The sequence below is a fragment of the Trinickia sp. genome (assembly GCF_051954495.1).
GTDB lineage: Bacteria > Pseudomonadota > Gammaproteobacteria > Burkholderiales > Burkholderiaceae > Trinickia.
Window position 1 is genome coordinate 63,704 of record NZ_JBQCHR010000052.1, and the last position, 20,082, is coordinate 83,785.

Annotated in this window: 16 protein-coding genes and 1 pseudogene; 5 read left to right on the forward strand and 12 right to left on the reverse strand. The window is 65.5% G+C overall.

The annotated features are described in order from the left end of the window. The first annotated feature begins 387 nt into the window (after nucleotides 1-387). Complete coding sequence (locus ACTHNR_RS08420; RefSeq protein ID WP_440547117.1) at nucleotides 388-1,536, forward strand: branched-chain amino acid ABC transporter substrate-binding protein; 1,149 nt, start codon at nucleotides 388-390, stop codon at nucleotides 1,534-1,536. 104 nt (nucleotides 1,537-1,640) lie between these two features. Next, nucleotides 1,641-2,813: an NAD(P)/FAD-dependent oxidoreductase gene (locus tag ACTHNR_RS08425; RefSeq protein WP_440547118.1), complete on the forward strand. Its 1,173-nt coding sequence runs from the start codon at nucleotides 1,641-1,643 to the stop codon at nucleotides 2,811-2,813. Nucleotides 2,814-2,828: 15 nt separating this feature from the next. On the opposite strand, the gene ACTHNR_RS08430 is transcribed toward ACTHNR_RS08425, so the two are convergent. Further along, nucleotides 2,829-3,749 (reverse strand): LysR substrate-binding domain-containing protein, encoded by a 921-nt coding sequence (locus ACTHNR_RS08430; RefSeq protein ID WP_440547119.1) that lies wholly within the window; start codon nucleotides 3,747-3,749, stop codon nucleotides 2,829-2,831. A gap of 170 nt (nucleotides 3,750-3,919) precedes the next feature. On the opposite strand from ACTHNR_RS08430, the gene ACTHNR_RS08435 reads away from it, so the two are divergent. Next, entirely contained in the window at nucleotides 3,920-4,570 is a 651-nt protein-coding gene (locus ACTHNR_RS08435; protein ID WP_440547120.1) for a glutathione S-transferase family protein, read from the forward strand. Between the two features lie 90 nt (nucleotides 4,571-4,660). Here ACTHNR_RS08435 and ACTHNR_RS08440 read toward each other — a convergent pair. Further along, nucleotides 4,661-6,634, reverse strand: a pseudogene (locus tag ACTHNR_RS08440) (DUF3857 domain-containing transglutaminase family protein); the annotation flags it as partial. A gap of 287 nt (nucleotides 6,635-6,921) precedes the next feature. Next, nucleotides 6,922-8,148, reverse strand: coding sequence for an aminotransferase class I/II-fold pyridoxal phosphate-dependent enzyme (locus ACTHNR_RS08445; RefSeq protein ID WP_440547121.1), 1,227 nt, complete (start codon nucleotides 8,146-8,148; stop codon nucleotides 6,922-6,924). Nucleotides 8,149-8,290: 142 nt separating this feature from the next. Between ACTHNR_RS08445 and ACTHNR_RS08450 the strand changes: the two genes are divergently transcribed. Then, a complete protein-coding gene (locus ACTHNR_RS08450) occupies nucleotides 8,291-9,142 on the forward strand; it encodes a LysR substrate-binding domain-containing protein (protein WP_440547122.1) in 852 nt (283 codons plus the stop codon). A 1-nt stretch (nucleotide 9,143) separates the two neighbouring features. Here the strand turns inward: ACTHNR_RS08450 and ACTHNR_RS08455 are convergent, their stop codons facing one another. The 8 genes from ACTHNR_RS08455 to hutH all read right to left on the reverse strand — a co-directional run bounded on the left by ACTHNR_RS08455 (nucleotide 9,144) and on the right by hutH (nucleotide 17,837). Further along, nucleotides 9,144-9,449 carry a HigA family addiction module antitoxin gene (locus ACTHNR_RS08455; protein ID WP_440547123.1) on the reverse strand — a complete coding sequence of 102 codons (306 nt, stop codon included), beginning with the start codon at nucleotides 9,447-9,449 and terminating at the stop codon, nucleotides 9,144-9,146. A gap of 67 nt (nucleotides 9,450-9,516) precedes the next feature. After that, a complete protein-coding gene (gene hutG / locus ACTHNR_RS08460) occupies nucleotides 9,517-10,320 on the reverse strand; it encodes an N-formylglutamate deformylase (protein ID WP_440547124.1) in 804 nt (267 codons plus the stop codon). A 77-nt stretch (nucleotides 10,321-10,397) separates the two neighbouring features. Next, nucleotides 10,398-11,825, reverse strand: coding sequence for a formimidoylglutamate deiminase (locus tag ACTHNR_RS08465; protein ID WP_440547125.1), 1,428 nt, complete (start codon nucleotides 11,823-11,825; stop codon nucleotides 10,398-10,400). Next, complete coding sequence (gene hutI / locus ACTHNR_RS08470; RefSeq protein ID WP_440547126.1) at nucleotides 11,791-13,068, reverse strand: imidazolonepropionase; 1,278 nt, start codon at nucleotides 13,066-13,068, stop codon at nucleotides 11,791-11,793. Before hutI ends, ACTHNR_RS08465 begins: the two co-directional genes overlap by 35 nt. Nucleotides 13,069-13,117: 49 nt before the next feature. Continuing rightward, entirely contained in the window at nucleotides 13,118-13,786 is a 669-nt protein-coding gene (locus tag ACTHNR_RS08475; protein WP_440547127.1) for a HutD/Ves family protein, read from the reverse strand. Nucleotides 13,787-13,791: 5 nt separating this feature from the next. Further along, nucleotides 13,792-15,480: a urocanate hydratase gene (gene hutU, locus ACTHNR_RS08480; RefSeq protein ID WP_440547128.1), complete on the reverse strand. Its 1,689-nt coding sequence runs from the start codon at nucleotides 15,478-15,480 to the stop codon at nucleotides 13,792-13,794. A 104-nt stretch (nucleotides 15,481-15,584) separates the two neighbouring features. After that, a complete protein-coding gene (hutC, locus tag ACTHNR_RS08485; RefSeq protein WP_440547156.1) occupies nucleotides 15,585-16,280 on the reverse strand; it encodes a histidine utilization repressor in 696 nt (231 codons plus the stop codon). Nucleotides 16,281-16,301: 21 nt separating this feature from the next. Next, on the reverse strand, nucleotides 16,302-17,837 hold the full coding sequence (gene hutH / locus ACTHNR_RS08490) for a histidine ammonia-lyase (RefSeq protein ID WP_440547129.1): 1,536 nt from the start codon (nucleotides 17,835-17,837) through the stop codon (nucleotides 16,302-16,304). Between the two features lie 561 nt (nucleotides 17,838-18,398). Here hutH and ACTHNR_RS08495 point away from each other — a divergent pair. Next, nucleotides 18,399-18,602, forward strand: a complete 204-nt coding sequence (locus tag ACTHNR_RS08495) for a hypothetical protein (RefSeq protein ID WP_440547130.1) — start codon at nucleotides 18,399-18,401, stop codon at nucleotides 18,600-18,602. 428 nt (nucleotides 18,603-19,030) lie between these two features. Here ACTHNR_RS08495 and ACTHNR_RS08500 read toward each other — a convergent pair whose 3' ends face one another. Further along, nucleotides 19,031-20,047, reverse strand: coding sequence for an alpha/beta hydrolase family protein (locus ACTHNR_RS08500; RefSeq protein ID WP_440547131.1), 1,017 nt, complete (start codon nucleotides 20,045-20,047; stop codon nucleotides 19,031-19,033). Between the last annotated feature and the right edge of the window lie 35 nt (nucleotides 20,048-20,082).

Genomic DNA, 20,082 nt, shown 5'->3' on the forward strand with positions numbered 1-20,082 from the left:
CATTTTCGACGAATTACGCGCTGCATCGCAATAATGCGACTAATAGGATGGAATCCGCATTAGCGCTGGGCGGATTTATCCGGATTGCCCGGCTTTAGCTCGCTATGCCGAAATGCGCATAGGAAGCGTCGCGAAAGGTCAAGACGGGGCCATATTGGCTTCCTATAGTGCTTCGAACGATCGCACGGCGCCTCCCCTGTGCCGTTTCAAGCCCGAGCGGTCCGATCAACACACGCCCTTGCAGGAGGTCCACCCCACACGCTGTCCATACGAACAAGAGCCGTGCACCGGCCGCCGCCTCGATAGCGCAAAGCGCAATAAGGAGCGCGCGCCAGCCGGCATGCACGCCGCAGCAATGAAATCATGCTTGCCGACAAAGGAAACAACATGCGTTTTGCGAAGACTTTCACCCCGATCGCAGTTGCAGTTGGAACACTTCTTGGGTTCGCCCCGCTCGCCTCGCACGCGGATATGGTCGTCAAAATCGGCTTTGCCGCGCCGCTCACGGGGCCTAACGCCAGCTACGGCAAGGATTTGGAGAACGGCGTCAAAATGGCGCTCGACGACGCCAAGGCGCAGGGCGTGAAAATCAACGGTCAACCGGTCACGTTCCAACTCGTTTCAGAAGACGATCAGGCCGACCCGCGCGTCGGCGTGCAGGTCGCGCAAAAGCTGGTGGATGAAGGCGTATCGGTCGTCGTCGGTCATTTCAATTCCGGCACGACGATCCCTGCCTCCGAGCTTTATGAAAAAGCGGGCATTCCCGACATCGACCCGGCCGCGACCAACCCGATCATCAGCGGCCGCGGCTACAAGAACATCTTCATGGTGATCTCGAGCGACGCGCAAAATGCGGGGACCGCGGGCGCTTATGCGGTGACCACGACCAAGGCCAAGCGCATCGCCGTTATCGACGACCGCACGGCATTCGGGCAGGGGGAAGCCGATGAATTCGTGAAGGCGGTCAAGGCGAAGGGCGGCGATATCGTCGATCGTGAATACACGACGAACCAGGCGACGGACTTCAAGACGCAACTGACGAACATCAAGTCCAAGAACCCGGATCTCATTTTCGTCGGCGCACTGAATCCGCAGGCGGCAGGCATCATGAAACAGATGACGCAGCTCGGAATCAAGGCGCAGTACGTCGGCGGCGGCGGCGTGAAGGACATCGACTTCATCAAGCTGGCTGGGGATGTGTCCGAAGGCGCGATGGCATGGGAATACGGCCGTCCGCTCGACAGCACACCTGTCGGCAAGGGGTTCGCCGACAAGTTCAAACAGAAGTTCGGCGTGGACGTGCTCTCGTACGCGCCGTTCGGCTATGACGCAGCATGGGCCGCGATCAAGGCGATGCAAGCGGCCAATTCGACCAAGCCCGACGACTATCGTGCGAAGCTGCAAAGCCTCAGCTTCGATGGCATCACGGGTCATATCGAGTTCAACGCGAACGGCTCGCTGAAGCACGGCTCGTCGACCGTCTATCAAGTGAAGAACGGCCAGTGGGTGACGGTCAAGACCGTAAGCGGCCTTTGATCAGGTAGGCTGGCCCGCGCAAGGCGCGGGCCGTCGGCGCGGCGCCGCTCGGGCGCCGCGCCTTTTCGTCATTTTGCTTTGCGTGATATTGTTTTGGAGTCCTAATGGTTTCGAAGATCGTAGTCGTGGGCGGCGGTGTCATCGGCAGCGCCGTGGCGTATTTTCTGCGCAGCGCGGATCCGAGCGTCGACGTAACGGTGCTCGAACGCGACCCGAGCTATGCGCGGGCCTCGTCGGCGTTGTCGGCGGCCTCGATTCGGCAGCAATTCTCGACGCCTCTTTCCGTGCAGATGTCGCTCTACGGCATCGAGTTTCTGCGCTCGATCGGCGAGCGCCTGGCCGTGGGCGACGACACCCCCTCGATCGACCTGCACGAAGGCGGCTACCTTTTTCTTGCGACGCCCGCCGGCGAGACGATCCTGCGCGAGAATCACGCGCTGCAAACGTCGCTCGGCGCGGACATTCGCTATTTGCCTCGCGATGAACTGCAAGCCACGTTCCCCTGGCTGAACACCGAGGATCTCGTCGCCGGCGCCTACGGCGTATCCGGCGAAGGCTGGTTCGACGGCTATGGGCTCGTGCAGGCGTTGCGCAAGAAGGCGCAGTCGCTCGGCGCACGCTACCTCGCCACGGAAGCGACGGGGCTACGTCGAGAAGGCCGTCGCGTGCGTCAAGTATTGACCGCCGCCGGCGACACGCTCGATTGCGACGTCATGGTCAACGCCGCGGGCCCGTGGGCGCGGCGCATCGCGCAGATGCTGGAAATCGAGTTGCCCGTCTATGCCCGCAGGCGCAGCATCTTCAACGTGAGCTCGCCGGCCAAGCTCGAGCGCTGCCCGCTGTTGATCGATCCCACGGGCGTGTACTTCCGGCCCGAAGGCAACACCTACATCTGCGGAACGTCGCCGAGCCCGGATCGCGACCCCAACGATCTGCCGCTGGACGAAGTCGATCACACGTTGTTCGACGATGTCATCTGGCCGACGCTCGCGCATCGCGTGCCGCAATTCGAAGCCCTGCGCGTACAGCATGCATGGTCGGGCTACTACGAGTACAACGTATTCGATCACAACGCGATCATCGGCTATCACCCCGATATCGAGAACTGCGTGTTCGCGAACGGCTTCAGCGGACACGGCCTGCAACAAGGGCCCGCCACCGGGCGCGGCGTGGCCGAACTGATCTTGCAGGGTCGTTTCGTTTCGCTCGACCTCTCGCCGCTCGGCTTCTCGCGCGTGCTCGAAAATCGACCCGTGGTCGAACGCAACGTCGTGTAACGGACTAGGTCGCACTCACCCGAGCGCACCGGCCGCTTCCTCATGCAGCCATCGGCGCAGCGCGTCGATGGCTTCGCGTTTCGGGCTTTCGGCTCGCCATACGACGAAATGCGCGTAGATGTCGGTGATGCTGCGCTTCCAAAGACGCACCAGGCGCCCCTGCGCCAAGTCCTGCTCCACGAGCGACGCGCGTGCGAGCGCGATGCCCTGCCCGTTCGCCGCAGCCTCCAGCAGCCGGCTTGCATCGTCGAATGCGGGGCCGCCGCGCGGCAAGACCAGGTCGACACCGACCGCCTGAAACCACGGTTCCCACGGCTGCGACCGATGCGTGAGCAGCGTGCAGCCGGCTAGATCGGCAAACCGGCGCGGGCGCGCTCCGCCGCGATACTTCGGGCTCATCACCGGAAACACCACCTCGCCCATGAAGCGCTCGGCCTGCACGCCGGGCCAGCCGCCAGGACCATAGCGCAGCGCGGCATCGACGCCGTCACGCCCATTCAAGCGCGCAAGCGTCACTTCCTTACGCAAGTTTAGGACGATGTGCGGATGCTCCCGCTCGAAGCGTTCGAGCCGCGGGGCAAGCCATCGCTCCGCAAATGGCGGCAGCACGCTAACCGTCAAATGGACCGGTTCACGGGCTCGCCCTCGACGTGCCGCCTTGGCGGGCGTCGGCACGTCGAATGCGCGCTCGAGCACGCCCAAACCTTGCCTGATCTGCAATGCGAGCGCGTGCGCATCAGGCGTCGGCCAAGCGCCGCTGCGCTCGCGAACGAATAACGTCGTGCCAAGGCGATCCTCCAACGCACGCACGTGTTGACTGACCGCGCCCTGCGTCAAGGCGAGTTCGTCGGCGGCGCGCGTGAAGCTTGCCAAGCGCACCGCGGCCTCGAACGCTCGCAACGTCTGCAGTGGTGGAAGGGTGGGATGTTTGCGCATTGCTCATTAGTACCACTAATGTCTGGCCATCACCAATCATCGTTTGTGCGGGCATGATCGCCATCGATAAACTTCGACGGTATCGACGGGCCATATCCGCCGGTCGATCGCAGCGCGAATGCGTTTCACCGCATCGCAATCGTCACACACCCGCTTGTCTCCGCCCACCCATGACCTATCGCCTCTATTACTCGCCCGGCGCTTGCTCGATGGCCGTTCACGTCGTACTCGAAGAGATCGGCGCGCCTTTCGCCCTGGAGGAAGTGTCGGTCGCGCGCGGTGAAAACCGCCGGCCCGAATACCTGTCGGTCAACCCGAAGGGCTATGTCCCCGCGCTGGCGATCGATGGGCAAGCCAAGATCCTCACCGAACTTCCGGCAATCCTCGTCTACCTAGCGAACCAGCATCCGCGTGCAGGCTTGCTGCCGACTACCGGCGCCATCGATGAAGCACGTGTGCTCGAATGGCTCGCCTGGCTGGCGGGCTGGGTTCACGGCGTCGGCTACGGCGGCGTCTGGCGGCCCGAGCGGTTTGCCGCCGACGACAGTTCGGCGCACGAGACGATTCGGGCCAATGGCCGTCGGGTCGTGCGGCAGGCCTACGCGAAGATCGAGCAAACGCTCGCGGATGGATGCGCGTACGCCATGCCCACCGGCTATTCGATCGTCGACCCATTCCTTCTCGTGCTCTATCGATGGGGCAACCGGATCGGCCTGCCGATGCGCGAGGACTATGCGGCGTGGACGCTGCTGACGCAGCGCATCCTGGAGCGCCCGGCCGTGCAACGCGTGTTCGAGCGAGAAGGCATCGCCATCGAATGATGGCCTGCGTCTCAGGTGATCGTGCGCATCCTGCCGACGCGCGGGTCCGTAAGCGGATGCCCGCTGTGCATCACCCGCGATGCCGGCGAGCGCGCGCACGATCACCTGAGCAGATGCATCTCGTTCGATTCGAACCAGCGTTGCGCGCATCGCGTCGAATTCCTTCGGGCTGCAGACTTGTTTTCCGAACGCGGCCTGCATGCTGCGCGACACCTGAATCGTGCGCGAGTCCGGATCGAAAACGTAATGCGCCGCATAACGAATAGGCGCATCGTCGATCGTTACGTCCGCCGGCACATAGACGACTTTCACATCGCGCGGAAATCGAATCGTCCCCTGCTCGACGAACGTGCCGCCGAGACAGACGAACGACTGCGTCCTCACCGAAGGCGAGAGCCAATCGCGCACTTGCGAAGCGATGCCGCCGCCGAAGCTCGATAGCGTTTGCACCGCGGTCACGCCGTCGGGCCATAAGACATGTTCAAGCGAGCCCGTCATCGAAACCGCGAAGGGACCGCTCGTCGCCCGCACATCTTCGGTCTCGATCGCGGCCGTGCCGCGCAGCCCCGTCTGCCGCAAACGGTCGTCGGCGATCTGCGCCACGCGTGCACGCGTCGCACGCCGAAACACATTGCGCTCGAGTTCGGCCGTGAAGCCGTCGTCCTCGACCCGATAGGCGTAGCGTGCGTTGCCGCGCTCGTCGATATCCAGTTCGAGGCGCGCGTCACGCCCACGCGGTTGGACGGCCGGCGTACGGACGAGCTCGCCTGCATCGACGAGCAGCACCGGACGATCCATGACGCTCGGCGGCAAAAATCCAAATGCGGTCCCGCCGCCGGCCGTCGTATCGGCGAAGCGTCCCAATTCTGGAATCCAGACGATGACGTGATTGATCGCGCCCACGCCGTAGCCCGGCACGGACGGGAGCGTATAGACCGACCCGAGGCCGATCAACGCCGGCTCGCTGCGAATGCCGACGGCCGCGAGCAACGCGACGAACAAGGCGACATGATCCTTGCAGTCGCCGTAGCGGTTGCGAAGGATGTCTGCGACGCGGTGCGGCTTGGTGGCGGTGTCGCCGAGGAACAGCGCGACATAGCGAATGTTGGCGCGCGTCCAATCGTAAAGACGCTCGGCCTTCGTCCACGCGTCGGGCGCGTCGCGCGTCAATGCGCGGGCGAGCGCGGCCACGTCGGGATCGCCAGCCGTCGGGTCGACGGCGTCTTTGCGATAGCGCTGAGCGAAGGCCGCGAAGCTCGGCGTCGTGGTCACCATCAATCGATCGCCATCGTTCGCCTCACCCACGGCGCCATGCTCGATCGGTGCGAACGGCCCATGCCGGTAATCGAACTCGTAGCGCGTTCGCCCGTTCTCGGTGACAGGGGCACGGGCCACATAACCACGCGCATCCGCGTACAAGGGCATCTCGGCAGGCAAGTCGAAGACGAGCCGCTGCGCCAAGACACGTTCGCGCGCGGGCGCGGCGAAATATTCGAAGGCGCCGGCTTGCAGGGCCTTGCGCGATTTGCGAAAGGAAAGATGCTCGCGCCAGCCCGGCTCGATGCTGGGGAAAATGACGAAGCGCAGCACACCGCCGTCGAACGTCGGCGCACCGGCCGCGCGAGGCGCTTCGACATCGCGGATCGCATCGCGCCCGACGGGATGGATGCCTCCGTCCGGGTCGATCGATTCAGCCGACAACGCATCGATGCGATCGGTGTCTTTGTTGAACCAAACATAACGTTGCGCGAACCCGTCGACGCCGGCGGCCGTGTTGATGCGCAGCGTCGTGTCATCGTCTTCGATTACGGAACCGTCGCGTGCAACCGTAAAGCGGTGCACATCCGATTCGATCGTCGCGGGATCGGAATCCGCCCCGTCCGAAGGCGCGGACGCTGCCGTGTCGGCGGAAAGCGAAGAATCGGCATATGCCGGGGGCGCGACAGTGGCCGCGGCAAGGCAGATACACACGCCGACGTTGACATTGAAGCGAATGGACGATCCGATACGCTTCCGGAACGTCGCATCGCGATCGGCACGACCGTCATTCCAGACCGTGTTCATTGCCGCCAGCGCTTGAAATAGGCCCGCGACGGCTCGCGCCACGCCAGCGCCAGCTGGCAATCGGCAGCAATTTTCGACAAGATTCGCTCCGCCCCGCCGCGTAGGTTCGTCGGATGTCTGAATTATGCCCGCTCGCTAGAATCGGCGCGCGGGCCACGTGGCGCGCGCCCCTTGGAACGACGTGGCGGCTGGAAGGCGAATTCATCGCCGCGCGAACGGGCGCCTGAGACCGGCGTTGCCATGGGCGGCGCCGGTCGATTTACCGTCGGTTCATACGCGTCAGGCACTCAGGCCGCGCGCGCACCGCCCTCGGCCAGCGCCTCGCGCAGCGAAAGCGCGATGACCTGCGCCGCCCGCTCGATGTCCGCCAGAGCCGGGCAGCTCGGCGCAATGCGCAGGTGACGGTCGCGCGGATCGACGCGGTATGGGAACGCCGCGCCGGCCGGCGTTAGAACGACGCCGGCTTGCGCCGCGAACTCCACGGTGCGCTTCGCATAGCCGTCGGGCGTGAACAAGCTGACGAAATAGCCGCCGAACGGCCGCGTCCACGACACGTCCGGAAGATCGCCGAGCAGTTTGCTCAGCGTCGCATCGAGTGCTTCGAACTTTGGTTGCAGGATCGCTCGATGCCGATCCATGAGCCGCTCGAGCGTCGAGCGATCGCGCAGATAGCGTACATGCCGCAATTGATTGAGTTTGTCGGGCCCGATCGTGCGAACCGACACGTGACGCTGCCACCAGTCGATATTGCGTCGCGACGATGCCAAAAAGGCCACGCCGCCGCCCGCCACCGTGACCTTCGACGTGGACGCGAAAACGAGCGGGCGATCGGGATGCCCGGCTTGCCTGCAAGCATCGACGATGTCGGGGCTCGCGTAGCGCTCCTCCGTCAAATGATGGAAGCGGTAGGCGTCGTCCCACAGCAAGCGAAAATCGGGCGCGGCCGCCGGCATGCGCGCGAGCCGCCCGACGGTCTCGCGCGAATAGATCGTCCCGGTCGGGTTGCTGTATAGCGGCATGCACCACATGCCCTTGATCGACGAATCGCTTGCCACGAGCGCTTCGACGCGCGCCATGTCGGGGCCGTCGTCGAGCATCGGGACCGCGATCATTCTGATGCCGAGCGCCTCGCAAATCGCGAAATGCCGATCGTAGCCCGGCGCCGGACACAGCAACGCGACTTCGTCCGCTCGGCGCCAAGGCTCGCCCTCCGGTAGCCCGTGCAACATCGCAAACGCAAGGACGTCGTGCATGAGTTCGAGGCTCGAATTGCCCGCCGCGACAACCTGATCGGCGGCAACGCCCAGCAGTTGAGCGCCGAGTTCGCGCGCTTCGGGCAACCCGAGCACGTGACCGTAGTTGCGGCAATCGATCCCGTCCCGTGACAAATATCCAACCTGAGCCACGTCATCTATCAACGCACGCGATAGGTCGAGCTGCTCGGTAGCGGGTTTGCCGCGCGTCATATCGATCGACAGGCCCAACGCTTGTAGCGCTTCGTAGGTGATGGTCATCGTTCGTCGTCTCGTTAAATCCATCGATTGGGTAAAAAAGAGCGAATCGGCCGAATGCAAACGAGTATGCCGCGACGCCTACCTTCAGGCAAACGCGTTATATTGAACTTTGTCTTCAGCTTTTCTGATATGCGATCGCCCCATGAAAACACTCGATCTAGACGTGCTGTCGATGGTCGTGGCCGTCGTCGATGCAGGCAGCTTCGTTCGCGGCGCGGCCCACGTGCATCGTTCGCAATCGGCCGTAAGCATGCAGATCAAGGCGCTTGAACAGTCGCTCGGCAAGCCGATCTTCGAGCGGCGCGCGCGCAGCGTGGTGCCGACGCACGATGGCCTCGTGCTGGCCGACTACGCCCGCCGCATGCTTGCGCTGCGCGACGAAGCGTGGGCCTCGCTCGTGCACCCGGAGGTCAAGGGGCGTGTCGTCATCGGCGTGCCCGACGACTACGCCTCTTCGCTGCTGCCCCCGGTATTGCGAAAATTTTCGGCGACGTATCCGAAAGTCGAAATTCAGGTGATCGGTTTGCCGAGTCACGCACTCGCCCCGCTCGTGAACGACAATCGGGTCGATCTGGCCTGCATGACGCGCGTCAAGGGCTTGCGCGGCGATCGCGTGCGGCTCGAGCCGGCGGTATGGGCGGGGGCGCCGCGCGGGCCGGCGGTGTGGAGGGAACGTCCGCTGCCGATCGCGGTATTCGCGGCGGGCAGCGTCGCTCGAGAAAACGCGATTCGCGCGCTCAAGCGCGCCCGCATTCCGTATCGGACGTCCTACGAAAGCCCGAGCTTGCTCGGGCTGTTCAGCATGGTGGAAGCGGGGCTCGCGGTCGCCCCGATCGCACGCTGCGCGCTGCCCGACCGATTCGTCGAGCTAGGGCGGCCTCACGGGTTGCCGCCGCTCCCGCCGCTCGAAATCGTTCTGGCGAGAAGCGCGCGGTCGAGGCGCCCCGAATGCGACTTTCTGGCCGAGCAGATCCTGGGGGAATTGCGGATTTGAGTTAGAACAACGCGCGCTGGCGCTGCTGCGCCATGGACACGACGTCGAGCTCGTCTAAACGCTTGCGTGCCCTGGCGAGGTCGTGCACGAGCTGCCGCTGCAGCCAAGTTTCCGCCCCGCCGCCGAAGGCCTTGTCCAGCCTCAGGGCCATTTCAGGCGAAATCCCGGCCTTGCCGCTGAGCAGGTTCGTCAGCGCCTGACGGCTGACGCCGAGCACCGCCGCGCCTTCCGTCACGCTCAGGTTGAAGCGCTCGAGGCACAGCTGGCGCACGATCGCGCCCGGATGAATGTTGTCGGTATCGGCCATGGTGCGACACCATATCGACGAAGTGTCAGGCCGTCAACAGACAAGCGCCGGTTGTCGCCTGCACGCATCAGATGCGCGCCAGCGCCTCGTCCAGCAATGCGTCCAACACGCCCTCGACACGGCCGGCCAGCGTCTCGTCGTAGGCGTACGGCCGTGTCTCCTGCATATAGGTGATCTGCGACAGCTCGAGCTGCACCGCGTGGATGCCCTGCTCCGGCCGGCCGTATTGACGCGTGATGTAGCCGCCCTTGAACCTTCCGTTTGCGATCGCCGTGTAACCGCCTTTGCGCGTCACGCAATCGGCCAGGGCCTGCGCCATGCCGGGCGCGGCGCTCGCACCGTTCGCGGTACCGAAATTGAAATCGGGCAGCCGGCCTTCGAAGAAGCGCGGCACATGGGAGCGAATCGAATGCGCTTCCCATAGCAGCACGGCGCCGTGCCGCGCTTTCAATTGCGCCAGCGTGCGCTCGAGCGCGTCGTGATAGGGCTGCCAATAACGCGCGACGCGCCGTGCCGCCTCCGCCTGCGTGGGCTCGCCCCCCGGGTGGTACAGCGGCGCCTTATCGAACGTATCGACCGGCAGCAGGCCCGTCGTGTCCTGGCCCGGATAGAGATTGGCGTTGTCGGGCGGGCGATTGAGGTCGACCACGTAGCGAGCGTGCGAAGGCGCGAGCACCCACGCCCCCCGGCGCGCGGCGAACGCATAGAGGCGTTCCAGGTGCCAGTCGCAATCGTCCACGTGGCGCGCCACCTCGGTCATCGTCGCGAGGATGTCGGGCGGAATATACGTGCCCACGTGGGGCATCGAAATCAGGAGCGGCAACGTGCCAGGGCGGACGGAGCAAACGGCGGGGTCGAGCGAAACGTTCATGGCGTGTCGATCCGAAATCGAATGGAAACAGGTAGCAGATTACCGCGCGCGGCCGAGAGCGTCATGCGCAACCCCGCTTACGCGAGCAACCTCGCGACGGCCTCGCGATAGCCCGCATAGGCTTGGTCTTCGTCCTCGTGACGACCGTCTCGCACCACGCACCGGCCGCCCGTGTGCACTTCGACGATCGGCGAGCCGCCATGCTCGCAGAACACGACGCCGGCCAGCCAGGTATCGGGCGAGCGAGCATCGAGGCTCGGGTGCGTCTGGTCGAATACGAGCCAATCGGCGCGATGGCCCACCGCGAGTGCGCCGACAGCGCGTCCGCTTGCGCGCGCCCCACCCGCGAGCGCCGCATCGAAGAGCCGCTCCGCCACCTGCGCGCGCGCATCCGACGCAAGCACGTTGCGCTGCCGCCGCACGAGCCTTTGGCCGTATTCGAGCAAACGCAGTTCGGAGCGCCAATCGACGGCGATATGGCTGTCCGAGCCGATACCCATCTGCCCATTCGCACCGAGGTAATCGTGAGCAGGGAAGACGCCGTCGCCCAGGTTCGCTTCAGTCGTCGGACACAAGCCGGCCACCGCACCGCTCGCGGCGAGCGCGGCGGTTTCCTTCGCATCGACGTGCGTCGCGTGCACAAGGCACCAGCGCGCATCGACGTCGAAGCGATCGAGCAGCCATGCAACGGGCCGCGCGCCTGTCGCGGCGACGCATTCGTCGACTTCGCCCGTTTGTTCGGCGATGTGGATATGCACCGGCGCGCGAGGCAGATCGGCGTCGAGCCCGTCGAGCAACGCCCGCAGCGACGCCTCCGAGACTGCGCGCAAGGAGTGCGGCGCGACGCCGTACGTCAACGCACCGTGCGCGGGCTTGGCGCGGCGCAGCGTCGAGAGCAGATCGAGCAGCGCCTCGGGTGTATTGAGAAAGCGTCGCTGATCGGGCCGAGGGTCGCGCTGGTTGAATCCGCTGTATTGGTAGAGCACGGGCAGCATGGTCATGCCGATGCCCGCTTGCGACGCCGCCTCGACGACGCGCTGGCCCAACTCGGCGACGTTAGCGTAGCCGCGGCCATTCGGCGCGTGATGCAGATAATGAAATTCGCAGACCGACGTATAGCCGGCCTTGAGCATTTCGACGTAAAGCCAGCGCGCGATCGATTGGAGCGCTTCGGGTGTCATGCGCGCCGCGAAACGGTACATCAGGTCGCGCCAGCTCCAGAAATTGTCGGCCGCTTGCGCGCGGTATTCGGCTAGCCCGGCCATCGCGCGCTGAAACGCGTGCGAGTGCAAGTTCGGCATCCCGGGCGCGATCGGCCCGCGCGCCCGAGCGACGCCCGCCGGTGCGGCCGTATCGGGAGAGACGGCCGTCAGCACGCCCCCCTCGTTCCATTCAAGCAGTACGTCGCGCCGCCAGCCTTGCGGCAAATAGGCGTGCGCCGCGAACAGCGCGTGGCGATCATTCGTCACGTCAAACTCCTTTCGTGCGATTCGAGCCGCGGGCATCGACCGCAGCGCTGGAGACCCATTGCGATGCCGGCGCCGTGTACACCGTCTCGCCCGCGCGAATCACGCGCGCCGCGAGCGGACGCCCCATCCAGTAGGCCAACTCCGAGAGCGTCCCAACCGACCACGCAACGAAATCCGCGGGGCGGTTCGGCGCAAGTTCGCCGTGACGATCGGCTCGTCCCAGCGCGCGCGCCGCATGACGCGTGACGCCTTGCAGCACCTCGGGCACCGTCAGGCGAAACAGCGTGCAGCCCATATTCAGCATGGCGAGCAGCGACGTGGACGGCGAAGTGCCGGGGTTGCTGTCGGTCGCGAGGGCGATCGGCACCCCGTGACGGCGCAGCAAGTCGATCGGCGGCAATTGGGTTTCGCGGATGAAGTAATAGGCGCCGGGCAACAGCACGGCGACCGTACCGGCTTCCTTCATCGCTTGCACGCCGGCCTCGTCGAGAAATTCCAGATGGTCGGCCGACAACGCGCGGTACCGGGCGGACAGCGCCGCCCCCCCGCTCAAGCTCAATTGCTCCGCATGCATCTTCACCGGCAGGTTCAACCGCGTCGCGGCCTCGAACACGCGCGCGCTCTGCTCTAACGTAAATCCGATGCGCTCGCAAAACACGTCGACGGCGTCGACTAGCCCTTCGTCTGCCAACGCCGGCAACATCCGCTTGCACACTTCGTCGATGTAGGCATCGGCGCGGCCCGCGTACTCGGGCGGCAAGGCGTGCGCGCCGAGAAACGTCGTGTAGACGGACACCGGGTAGCGGCGCCCCAACTCGCGCGCGACGCGCAGCATCTTGCGCTCGCTCGCGAGTTCCAACCCATAACCTGACTTGATTTCGATCGCACCGACGCCTTCGGAGAGCAGCGGCTCGAGCCGGGCGGCAGCCGACGCAAAAAGCGCATCCTCGTCGGCTTCGCGGGTCGCCCGCACTGTCGAGACGATACCGCCGCCGCGTCGCGCGATTTCCTCATAGCTCGCGCCCGCCAAACGCAAGGCGAATTCGTCGGCGCGGTTGCCACCATAGACGAGATGCGTGTGGCAATCGACGAGACTCGGCGTCACCCATGCGCCGCCCAAGTCCTCGCGCGGCCACCCCGCAAACTCGCGCGGCAAATCGCGCGCGGCGCCGAGCCACGCGATCTCGCCGTCGCGTACGACCAGCGCGGCATCGGCGATCGTCTCGTTAGGATCGCCTCTCGCGCATAGATGCAAATGATGCCAAACCAGATCGCTCATGAATGCCTCGTCAACGTTGGCGAATGCGGCGCGATTCGCGCGATGCGCATCAAGCGTAGCGGATGAGCACCGCGAGGGCGACGCCCTCGCCCGCTGTTTCGCAGGTTGAACCGCGCGGCGTATCGAGCACGAGCGTGTCCATCGCCGTCAGCATCGCGCGCTGATGCGGCGCGCCGGGGAAACCCACTTCGAGCTCGCCGCGCGCGCAGAATACAAGCGCCGTATCTGCATCCAGCGTGTGCGGCCGCGCGCTCGCCCCGCGCCAAACTCGCAGCGTCGCGCTTGCCTGGCCGCGCCGCACCATCAGATTGAAATCGCGCGTCGCGCCGCGCACGAGTTCGGCATCGAACGCTGCTTCACCGTCGAACCGCGCGATGTCGAACGGCCTCGTCAGCGCGTGCGTCCGCCCGCCGCCAACCGCTCCATCGCCTCGCTCGATCAAGCTCATCCCTTCGCCGTCCAGCAACACGAGCGTGCGCTCGACCCCTGGAAAGCGAGAGAACGGACCCGGCCGCTCGACATCGGCCACGCTCAGGCGCCAGACGAACGTGTCGAGGCCGGCCCCCACCGGATAGGCCGCGATCTCGCGCGTGACGCCGCCGCCGTTCTTCCATGGGGCGGCGATCAAAGCGTCGCCGCGCACGATGCGTAGCGACGGATGGGGCGCGCGGCTGCCGGCGGCCCGCGGCCGACCTGTGCCTTGGGAGGGTCCGCTCATTGGCGTCAGCGTCCGAGCATCGGCAGGTTCAGGCCGACCTCGCGCGCCGTTCGCCGGGCGAGATCGTAGCCGGCGTCGGCGTGCCGCATGACGCCCGTGGCCGGATCGTTGAAGAGCACGCGTTCGATCCGCCGCCCCGCGGCATCGGTGCCGTCGCAGACGATCACGACGCCCGCGTGCTGGCTAAAGCCCATGCCGACGCCGCCGCCGTGGTGAATCGACACCCACGTCGCGCCGCCCGCCGTGTTCAGCAGCGCGTTGAGCAGCGGCCAATCGCTAACCGCATCCGAGCCGTCCATCATCGATTCGGTTTCGCGATTGGGGCTCGCCACCGAGCCGGTATCGAGGTGGTCCCGGCCAATCACGACGGGCGCCTTCAGCTCGCCGCGCTTGACCATCTCGTTGAACGCGAGACCCAAGCGATAGCGGTCCTTCACGCCTACCCAGCAAATACGCGCCGGCAGCCCTTGGAACGCGATGCGCTCGCGCGCCATGTCGAGCCAGTTGTGCAGATGGGGATCGTCGGGAATCAGTTCCTTGACCTTGGCGTCTGTCTTGTAGATATCCTCGGGATCGCCCGATAGCGCAACCCAGCGGAACGGCCCTTTACCTTCGCAGAACAACGGCCGGATATAGGCGGGCACGAAGCCGGGGAAGTCGAAGGCGTTCTCGACGCCCATCTCGAGCGCCATCTGCCGAATGTTGTTGCCGTAGTCGAGCGTCGCCGCGCCGCGCGCTTGCAGCGCGAGCATCGCCTGCACCTGCCGCGCCATCGATTGTTTGGCCGGCACGACGATGCTCTGCGGATCGGTTTTCTGGCGCTCGCGCCATTGCTCCACCGTCCAGCCATGCGGCAAGTAGCCGTTGATCGGATCGTGCGCGCTCGTCTGGTCGGTCACGCAATCGGGCGTGATGCCGCGCGCGACACACGCCTCGAACACGTCCACCGCGTTGCCGACAAGCCCGACCGAAACCGGCTTGCCGCTCGCCTTCGCCGCCTCGATCATGGCGAGCGCTTCGTCGAGCGTTTTGGCTTTCTTGTCGACGTAGCGCGTCTTCAGGCGGAAATCGATCCGCGATTCGTCGCATTCGACGGCGATCATCGAAAAGCCCGCCATCGTCGCCGCGAGCGGCTGTGCGCCGCCCATGCCGCCCAGTCCGCCCGTCAAGATCCAGCGCCCGCCGGCATCGCCGTTGAAGTGCTGATTGGCGACCGAGTAGAACGTCTCGTACGTGCCTTGAACGATCCCTTGGCTGCCGATATAGATCCAGCTGCCTGCGGTCATCTGGCCGTACATCATGAGGCCCTTGCGGTCGAGTTCGTGAAAGTGCTCCCACGTGGCCCAATGCGGAACCAGATTCGAATTGGCGAGCAGAACGCGCGGCGCGTCGGCGTGCGTGCGGAAGACGCCGACCGGCTTGCCCGATTGAATCAGCAGCGTTTCGTCGTCTTCGAGATCCTTCAGCGTGGCGAGGATTCGATCGAAGCAGTCCCAATTGCGCGCAGCCCGTCCGATGCCTCCGTAGACGACGAGCGCATGCGGATGCTCCGCCACCTCCGGATCGAGGTTGTTCTGGATCATCCGGTACGCGGCCTCGGTCAGCCAGCTCTTGCACGTCTTCTCGGCTCCGCGCGGCGCGCGGATCGTGCGGGTGGGGTCCAGACGCGGGTCGAAGGGTTTCGGATCGTTCATGGGAGTCCTCTCTTTCAGCATGCGTTGCGTTCGGTCGCGTCCTTGCGGCCGACTAGGGGTTGGGGGTTGCGATCGATCGGGTTCGGCGAAAGCCTTCCCCTCGCTCAAAAATGGCCCGTGAAGCGGTAGCGGCTGCCGGGGTGCCAAAGGTCGACGACGGAGGCGACCTGCTCCCGTGACCACGTTCGCCGATGGAGAACGAGGCAGGGCTCGCCTTCGTCCATCTTCAGCTGGCGGCTCGTTTCCGGCTCGGGCTGCGCCGCTTCGATGCGGTACTCGACGCGCTGCAGCGGCGCGACGCGCATCAAATATTGGTTCGGCGTAATGCGTGAAAAGTCCTGCAGCGCGTACTCGGGCGCTACCGCCGGATTGACCCAGCGCGCTTCGAGCTGCACCGGCTCGTCGTTCTCGAGATGCAGCACCCGCGAATGAAACACAGGGCTGCCCGGCTTGACCTGCATCTCATCGGCGAGCGCTTCGCTTGCGACGCTCGCGCCGAGTTCGAGCACCCGCGCCTGATGACGATGCCCGCGCGCGGCAATCTCATCGGAAATGCTGCGAATCGCGACCAGCGTCGATTCGTATTTGGGCCGGGCGACGAAGGTGCCCGCCCCTTGCACCCGCGTGAGCACCTGCTCGGCCGTCAACTCGCGCAGCGCGCGATTGACCGTCATGCGCGCCACCTTGAACTCGCGCGCGAGTTCGTTTTCCGACGGCACGAGATCGCCCTCCGCCCACTCGCCCGAATGAATGCGCTCGAGGATGAAGTCTTTGATGCCCTGATACGCAGGCGCATTCATGGGCTTGACGCTGTTCATCGGTTAGGCCGCAAAGCTCGCTTCGGACGCGAACGACAGCGGGCTCGCCTGCGCGATCGCGCCGTCCTGCACGAGCCGCGCCACGGCGGCGATGTCGGGCGCGAAATAGCGATCGAGGTCGTAATGCGGGACGTGGCCGCGCAGCAAGTCCATGACGCGCTGCAGTGCGGCGCTCGTGCGGTGCGGCGCGCGCAGGTCGACGCCTTGAGCCGCTGCCAGCAGCTCGATCGCAAGGATGTTCGCCGTGTTTTCGGCAATGTCTGCGAGCTTGCGCGCGGCGAACGTCGCCATCGAAACATGGTCCTCCTGATTGGCGGAGGTAGGCAGCGAATCGACCGACGCCGGGTGCGCAAGCGTCTTGTTTTCCGAGGCGAGCGCCGCCGCCGTCACGTGGGCGATCATGAAGCCCGAGTTCACGCCGCCGTCCTTGACGAGAAACGGAGGCAAGCCCGAGAGCGTCGCGTCGATGAGCAGCGCGATGCGGCGTTCCGCCAGCGCGCCGATCTCGGCCGCGGCCAGCGCGAGGTTGTCGGCTGCGAACGCGACGGGCTCCGCGTGGAAATTGCCGCCCGAAAGCACTTCGCCCGTATCGGGGAAGACAAGTGGATTGTCCGATACCGCGTTCGCTTCGATCAGCAGAATGTCGGCTGCGTGACGCATTTGGTCGAGGCACGCGCCCATCACCTGCGGCTGGCAGCGCAGGCTGTACGGATCTTGCACCTTGCCGCAATCGCGATGCGAGAGATTGATGCTCGAGCCTTCGAGCAGTTCGCGGTAGGCCGCCGCCGCATCGATCTGACCGCGGTGGCCGCGCAGCGCATGAATACGCGCATCGAACGGCTTGACCGACCCGGCGGCTGCATCGACCGAGAGCGCGCCCGCCACGAGCCCCGTGCGAAAGAGATCTTCGATCGCGAAGAGGTTGTACAGCGCGAGCGCCGTCGAGGCTTGCGTGCCGTTCAGGAGCGCAAGGCCTTCCTTCGCTTGCAGCGCGAGCGGCGCGAGACCCGCGACTCTCAGACCCTGCGCGGCGCTCATGCGCTCGCCGCGCACTGTGACTTCGCCGATGCCAAGCAGTACCGCCGACATATGCGCGAGCGGCGACAAATCGCCCGATGCGCCGACCGAGCCCTTGACGGGGATGATCGGCAGAACATCGGCATTGAACAGCGTGACGAGCGCATCCATCACCTCGCCGCGGATCCCTGAATGGCCGCGGCCGAGGCTCGACAGCTTGAGCGCGATCAAGAGCCGCACGACGGGCGCGGACATCGGTTCGCCGACGCCCACGGCGTGCGAAAGCACGAGGTTGCGCTGCAGGAGCTCGAGCTGATCGTTGGGGATATGAGTGCTGGCAAGGCGGCCGAAGCCGGTGTTGATGCCGTAGGCCGGCTCGCCCTTGGCGGCGATGTCGGCCACGGCCTTCGCCCCGGCGTCGATGACCGCGCGGCTCGCGGGATCGAGCGAAAGCGTGACGCGCTCGCGGGCGATGCGGCGCAGTTGGGGAAGCGTCAAATGGCCGGGCGTGAGAATCATCATGGAAAGCATCCTGTGTCTGGCTTCATCTTGTGTCGTTCGGCGCGAAGTCGGGTAGTTCGACTCCGAATGAATGCGAGTCTAGTGCGCCAAACTTGTATAGACAACTCGTTTTTGCAAATGAGGCCTTAGGGATTTCCACTAGTGCACGAGGCACGTAACGTTCCCGGCGTTTCCACCTCGCGCGACGCTGCAATACGGAAACGCCGGTCCACCGCTGGGCCCGCGCGGCGCCGCGCGCACGCCGTTTGCGCCGCTTTCGCCAACGCGGTTCTTGTCTATACAAATATCGGCCCGCCTCGACCAACGCCGCTTTTTGCAACCACGGCGGCCCCTTTGCACCGCCTCCTCCCATGCAGTGCACCGCGAACGGGCACTGCCGGTCTGGGCATCCGCGCGGCCCAGGCTCACGGCCACTAGCCCGCGCGAACCATCGCGGGTACGGGTTGTGCTTCAAGGAAAGCGGGGGGGCGCCCAGGTTCGGCGCCTGGCGATGCAGGCGGCTGCGACGACTCGGGCGGCACGCCCTTAGCGCCCCCGTACCGAGCGACTCTTTCGACGACCATGAACAAGACGCAAGGACAACGACCGCAGATGGACATCATCGAACTCGCACGCGAATCTGGCATGGCCGTACTGCTCGACGCGAAAATCGGCCGCGAGCAGTACGTCAGCGTGAGCGGATCGCTCGCCGCGCTCGCGCGCTTTGCCGATGCGGTCAGAAACGAATCGGAGGCCGATGGCCCCGACGACGGGAAAGACGTCTGACACGCGCTTTCCCAAAGGGCGCGCACGACCGATAGGCTCGCGCGCCGCACGCCCCGTGCGCGACTGTGCTGAAGTCCCGGGGCGCCTGTCCCTCCTCCCTCCCCTCCTCTCGTTCGGCGGCCGAAGCGCCTTCGAGAACCCACGCCCGATCGGCAGTTGGCCCCCTTGACGTCGAGGCTCTCGGTGCACCGCCGGACGCCATGACGGGCCTGGCCGCGCGCGCCTACCAAAGGTGTCAGTTACAGATTCGCATAAGAATGGCTTAAATCCGGCACGACCCAACGCGTTCGACGTGGGCGCGCACACACGAGGACATGCCAATGAAAATCACCGCAGCGACGGCCGCCCCACTCGGCTGCGCCGGGCTCCGCGCGCGAGGGCGCGGGCGATGCCGTGCATCGGGCGGCTCGCGCCTCGCGGGCAGCCTCTCAAGCCGCCGACGAATGTTCGACGACGCGCGAGCGCACGTGGAGCTCGCGCGGGGGCGAAGCCGAAACGATCTGTCCGGGCGCCGCGCCATCGATCGACGCCGTGTCGAGCCAGCGCAGCGCGATCGGCCATAAACGCGACTCGAACCGGCTATGGAAAAACGCGAAATGCCCGATCGCCTCTGTCTCGATCTCGCTCGGATCGATGCGAAGGTGCACGCGCTCGTCGCTTCCTTCGAAATACGCGAGCAAGCGCTCGATGGCACGCACGGTGCCGAATGGATCGTCGGTGGTGCTGATGGCCAGCAGCGGCGCGCGCAGGAACGAAAATCGGCGCGCGAGCTCCGCGGCACGCGCCTCGTCAAGGGCGAAGGGCGCAGCGCGATAGGTGTCCTCGAAACGCGCGCGGCTGCGTGCCCACGAACGGGCGACACCGAGCGGCGTGTCTTCCATCCAGCCGAGCCGGCGCGCCGGAACGTAGCCGAACAGGCCGGCGAGCGCAGGCATCGCGACGTGCCACTTGAGCAGCATGGCCACCCGGCTATGCGGGGCATAGTCGCGCCAATAGGCGTACTGCGCTCCCACCGTGACGACGCGCCGAATCGATGTGTTCGACGGCGCGAGGCCGATCAGGCATCCGCCAATACTGTGGGCCACGACGTCGATCGGTTGGCCGGCGAACTCGCGCGCTGTGTAGCGCAACGCCGCTTCGAAGTCGCGTCCGCCCCAATCGAGCCAACTGGCCTTAAACCCGGCGAGCCGACTCGGCCTCGATTCGCCGATTCCGCGATAGTCGTACAGCAGCACGTCGCGCCCCGACTTGCACAGATAGTCGGCGAATCGGAAGTAGTAGCGACAGCGCACCGACGTCGCGGCGTTGACGATGACGACAGGTCGCGGCCAGGCGGCGAGCGCGTCGTCGGCGCGCCAGACGAATCCGCGAAGCGGCACGCCGTCGGCCGCCTCGAAGGCGACGCTGCGCGGTTGTGCGTTCGTACTCGGGTGCCGACGCTTCATCGTGTCTCCAGGGCTGTCGTCGAAGTGTGCGCCGA

Excerpts from the sequence above, each read along its gene's own strand:
- ACTHNR_RS08455 (WP_440547123.1), bottom strand. The coding sequence starts at position 9,449 with ATGGCCGATACCGACAACATTCATCCGGGCGCGATCGTGCGCCAGCTG.
- hutH (WP_440547129.1), bottom strand. The coding sequence starts at position 17,837 with ATGATGATTCTCACGCCCGGCCATTTGACGCTTCCCCAACTGCGCCGC.
- ACTHNR_RS08425 (WP_440547118.1), top strand. The coding sequence starts at position 1,641 with ATGGTTTCGAAGATCGTAGTCGTGGGCGGCGGTGTCATCGGCAGCGCC.
- hutG (WP_440547124.1), bottom strand. The coding sequence starts at position 10,320 with ATGAACGTTTCGCTCGACCCCGCCGTTTGCTCCGTCCGCCCTGGCACG.
- ACTHNR_RS08435 (WP_440547120.1), top strand. The coding sequence starts at position 3,920 with ATGACCTATCGCCTCTATTACTCGCCCGGCGCTTGCTCGATGGCCGTT.
- hutI (WP_440547126.1), bottom strand. The coding sequence starts at position 13,068 with ATGAGCGATCTGGTTTGGCATCATTTGCATCTATGCGCGAGAGGCGAT.
- ACTHNR_RS08430 (WP_440547119.1), bottom strand. The coding sequence starts at position 3,749 with ATGCGCAAACATCCCACCCTTCCACCACTGCAGACGTTGCGAGCGTTC.
- hutU (WP_440547128.1), bottom strand. The coding sequence starts at position 15,480 with ATGAACGATCCGAAACCCTTCGACCCGCGTCTGGACCCCACCCGCACG.
- ACTHNR_RS08420 (WP_440547117.1), top strand. The coding sequence starts at position 388 with ATGCGTTTTGCGAAGACTTTCACCCCGATCGCAGTTGCAGTTGGAACA.
- ACTHNR_RS08450 (WP_440547122.1), top strand. The coding sequence starts at position 8,291 with ATGAAAACACTCGATCTAGACGTGCTGTCGATGGTCGTGGCCGTCGTC.
- ACTHNR_RS08445 (WP_440547121.1), bottom strand. The coding sequence starts at position 8,148 with ATGACCATCACCTACGAAGCGCTACAAGCGTTGGGCCTGTCGATCGAT.
- ACTHNR_RS08500 (WP_440547131.1), bottom strand. The coding sequence starts at position 20,047 with ATGAAGCGTCGGCACCCGAGTACGAACGCACAACCGCGCAGCGTCGCC.
- ACTHNR_RS08475 (WP_440547127.1), bottom strand. The coding sequence starts at position 13,786 with ATGAGCGGACCCTCCCAAGGCACAGGTCGGCCGCGGGCCGCCGGCAGC.
- ACTHNR_RS08465 (WP_440547125.1), bottom strand. The coding sequence starts at position 11,825 with ATGCCCGCGGCTCGAATCGCACGAAAGGAGTTTGACGTGACGAATGAT.
- hutC (WP_440547156.1), bottom strand. The coding sequence starts at position 16,280 with ATGAATGCGCCTGCGTATCAGGGCATCAAAGACTTCATCCTCGAGCGC.
- ACTHNR_RS08495 (WP_440547130.1), top strand. The coding sequence starts at position 18,399 with ATGAACAAGACGCAAGGACAACGACCGCAGATGGACATCATCGAACTC.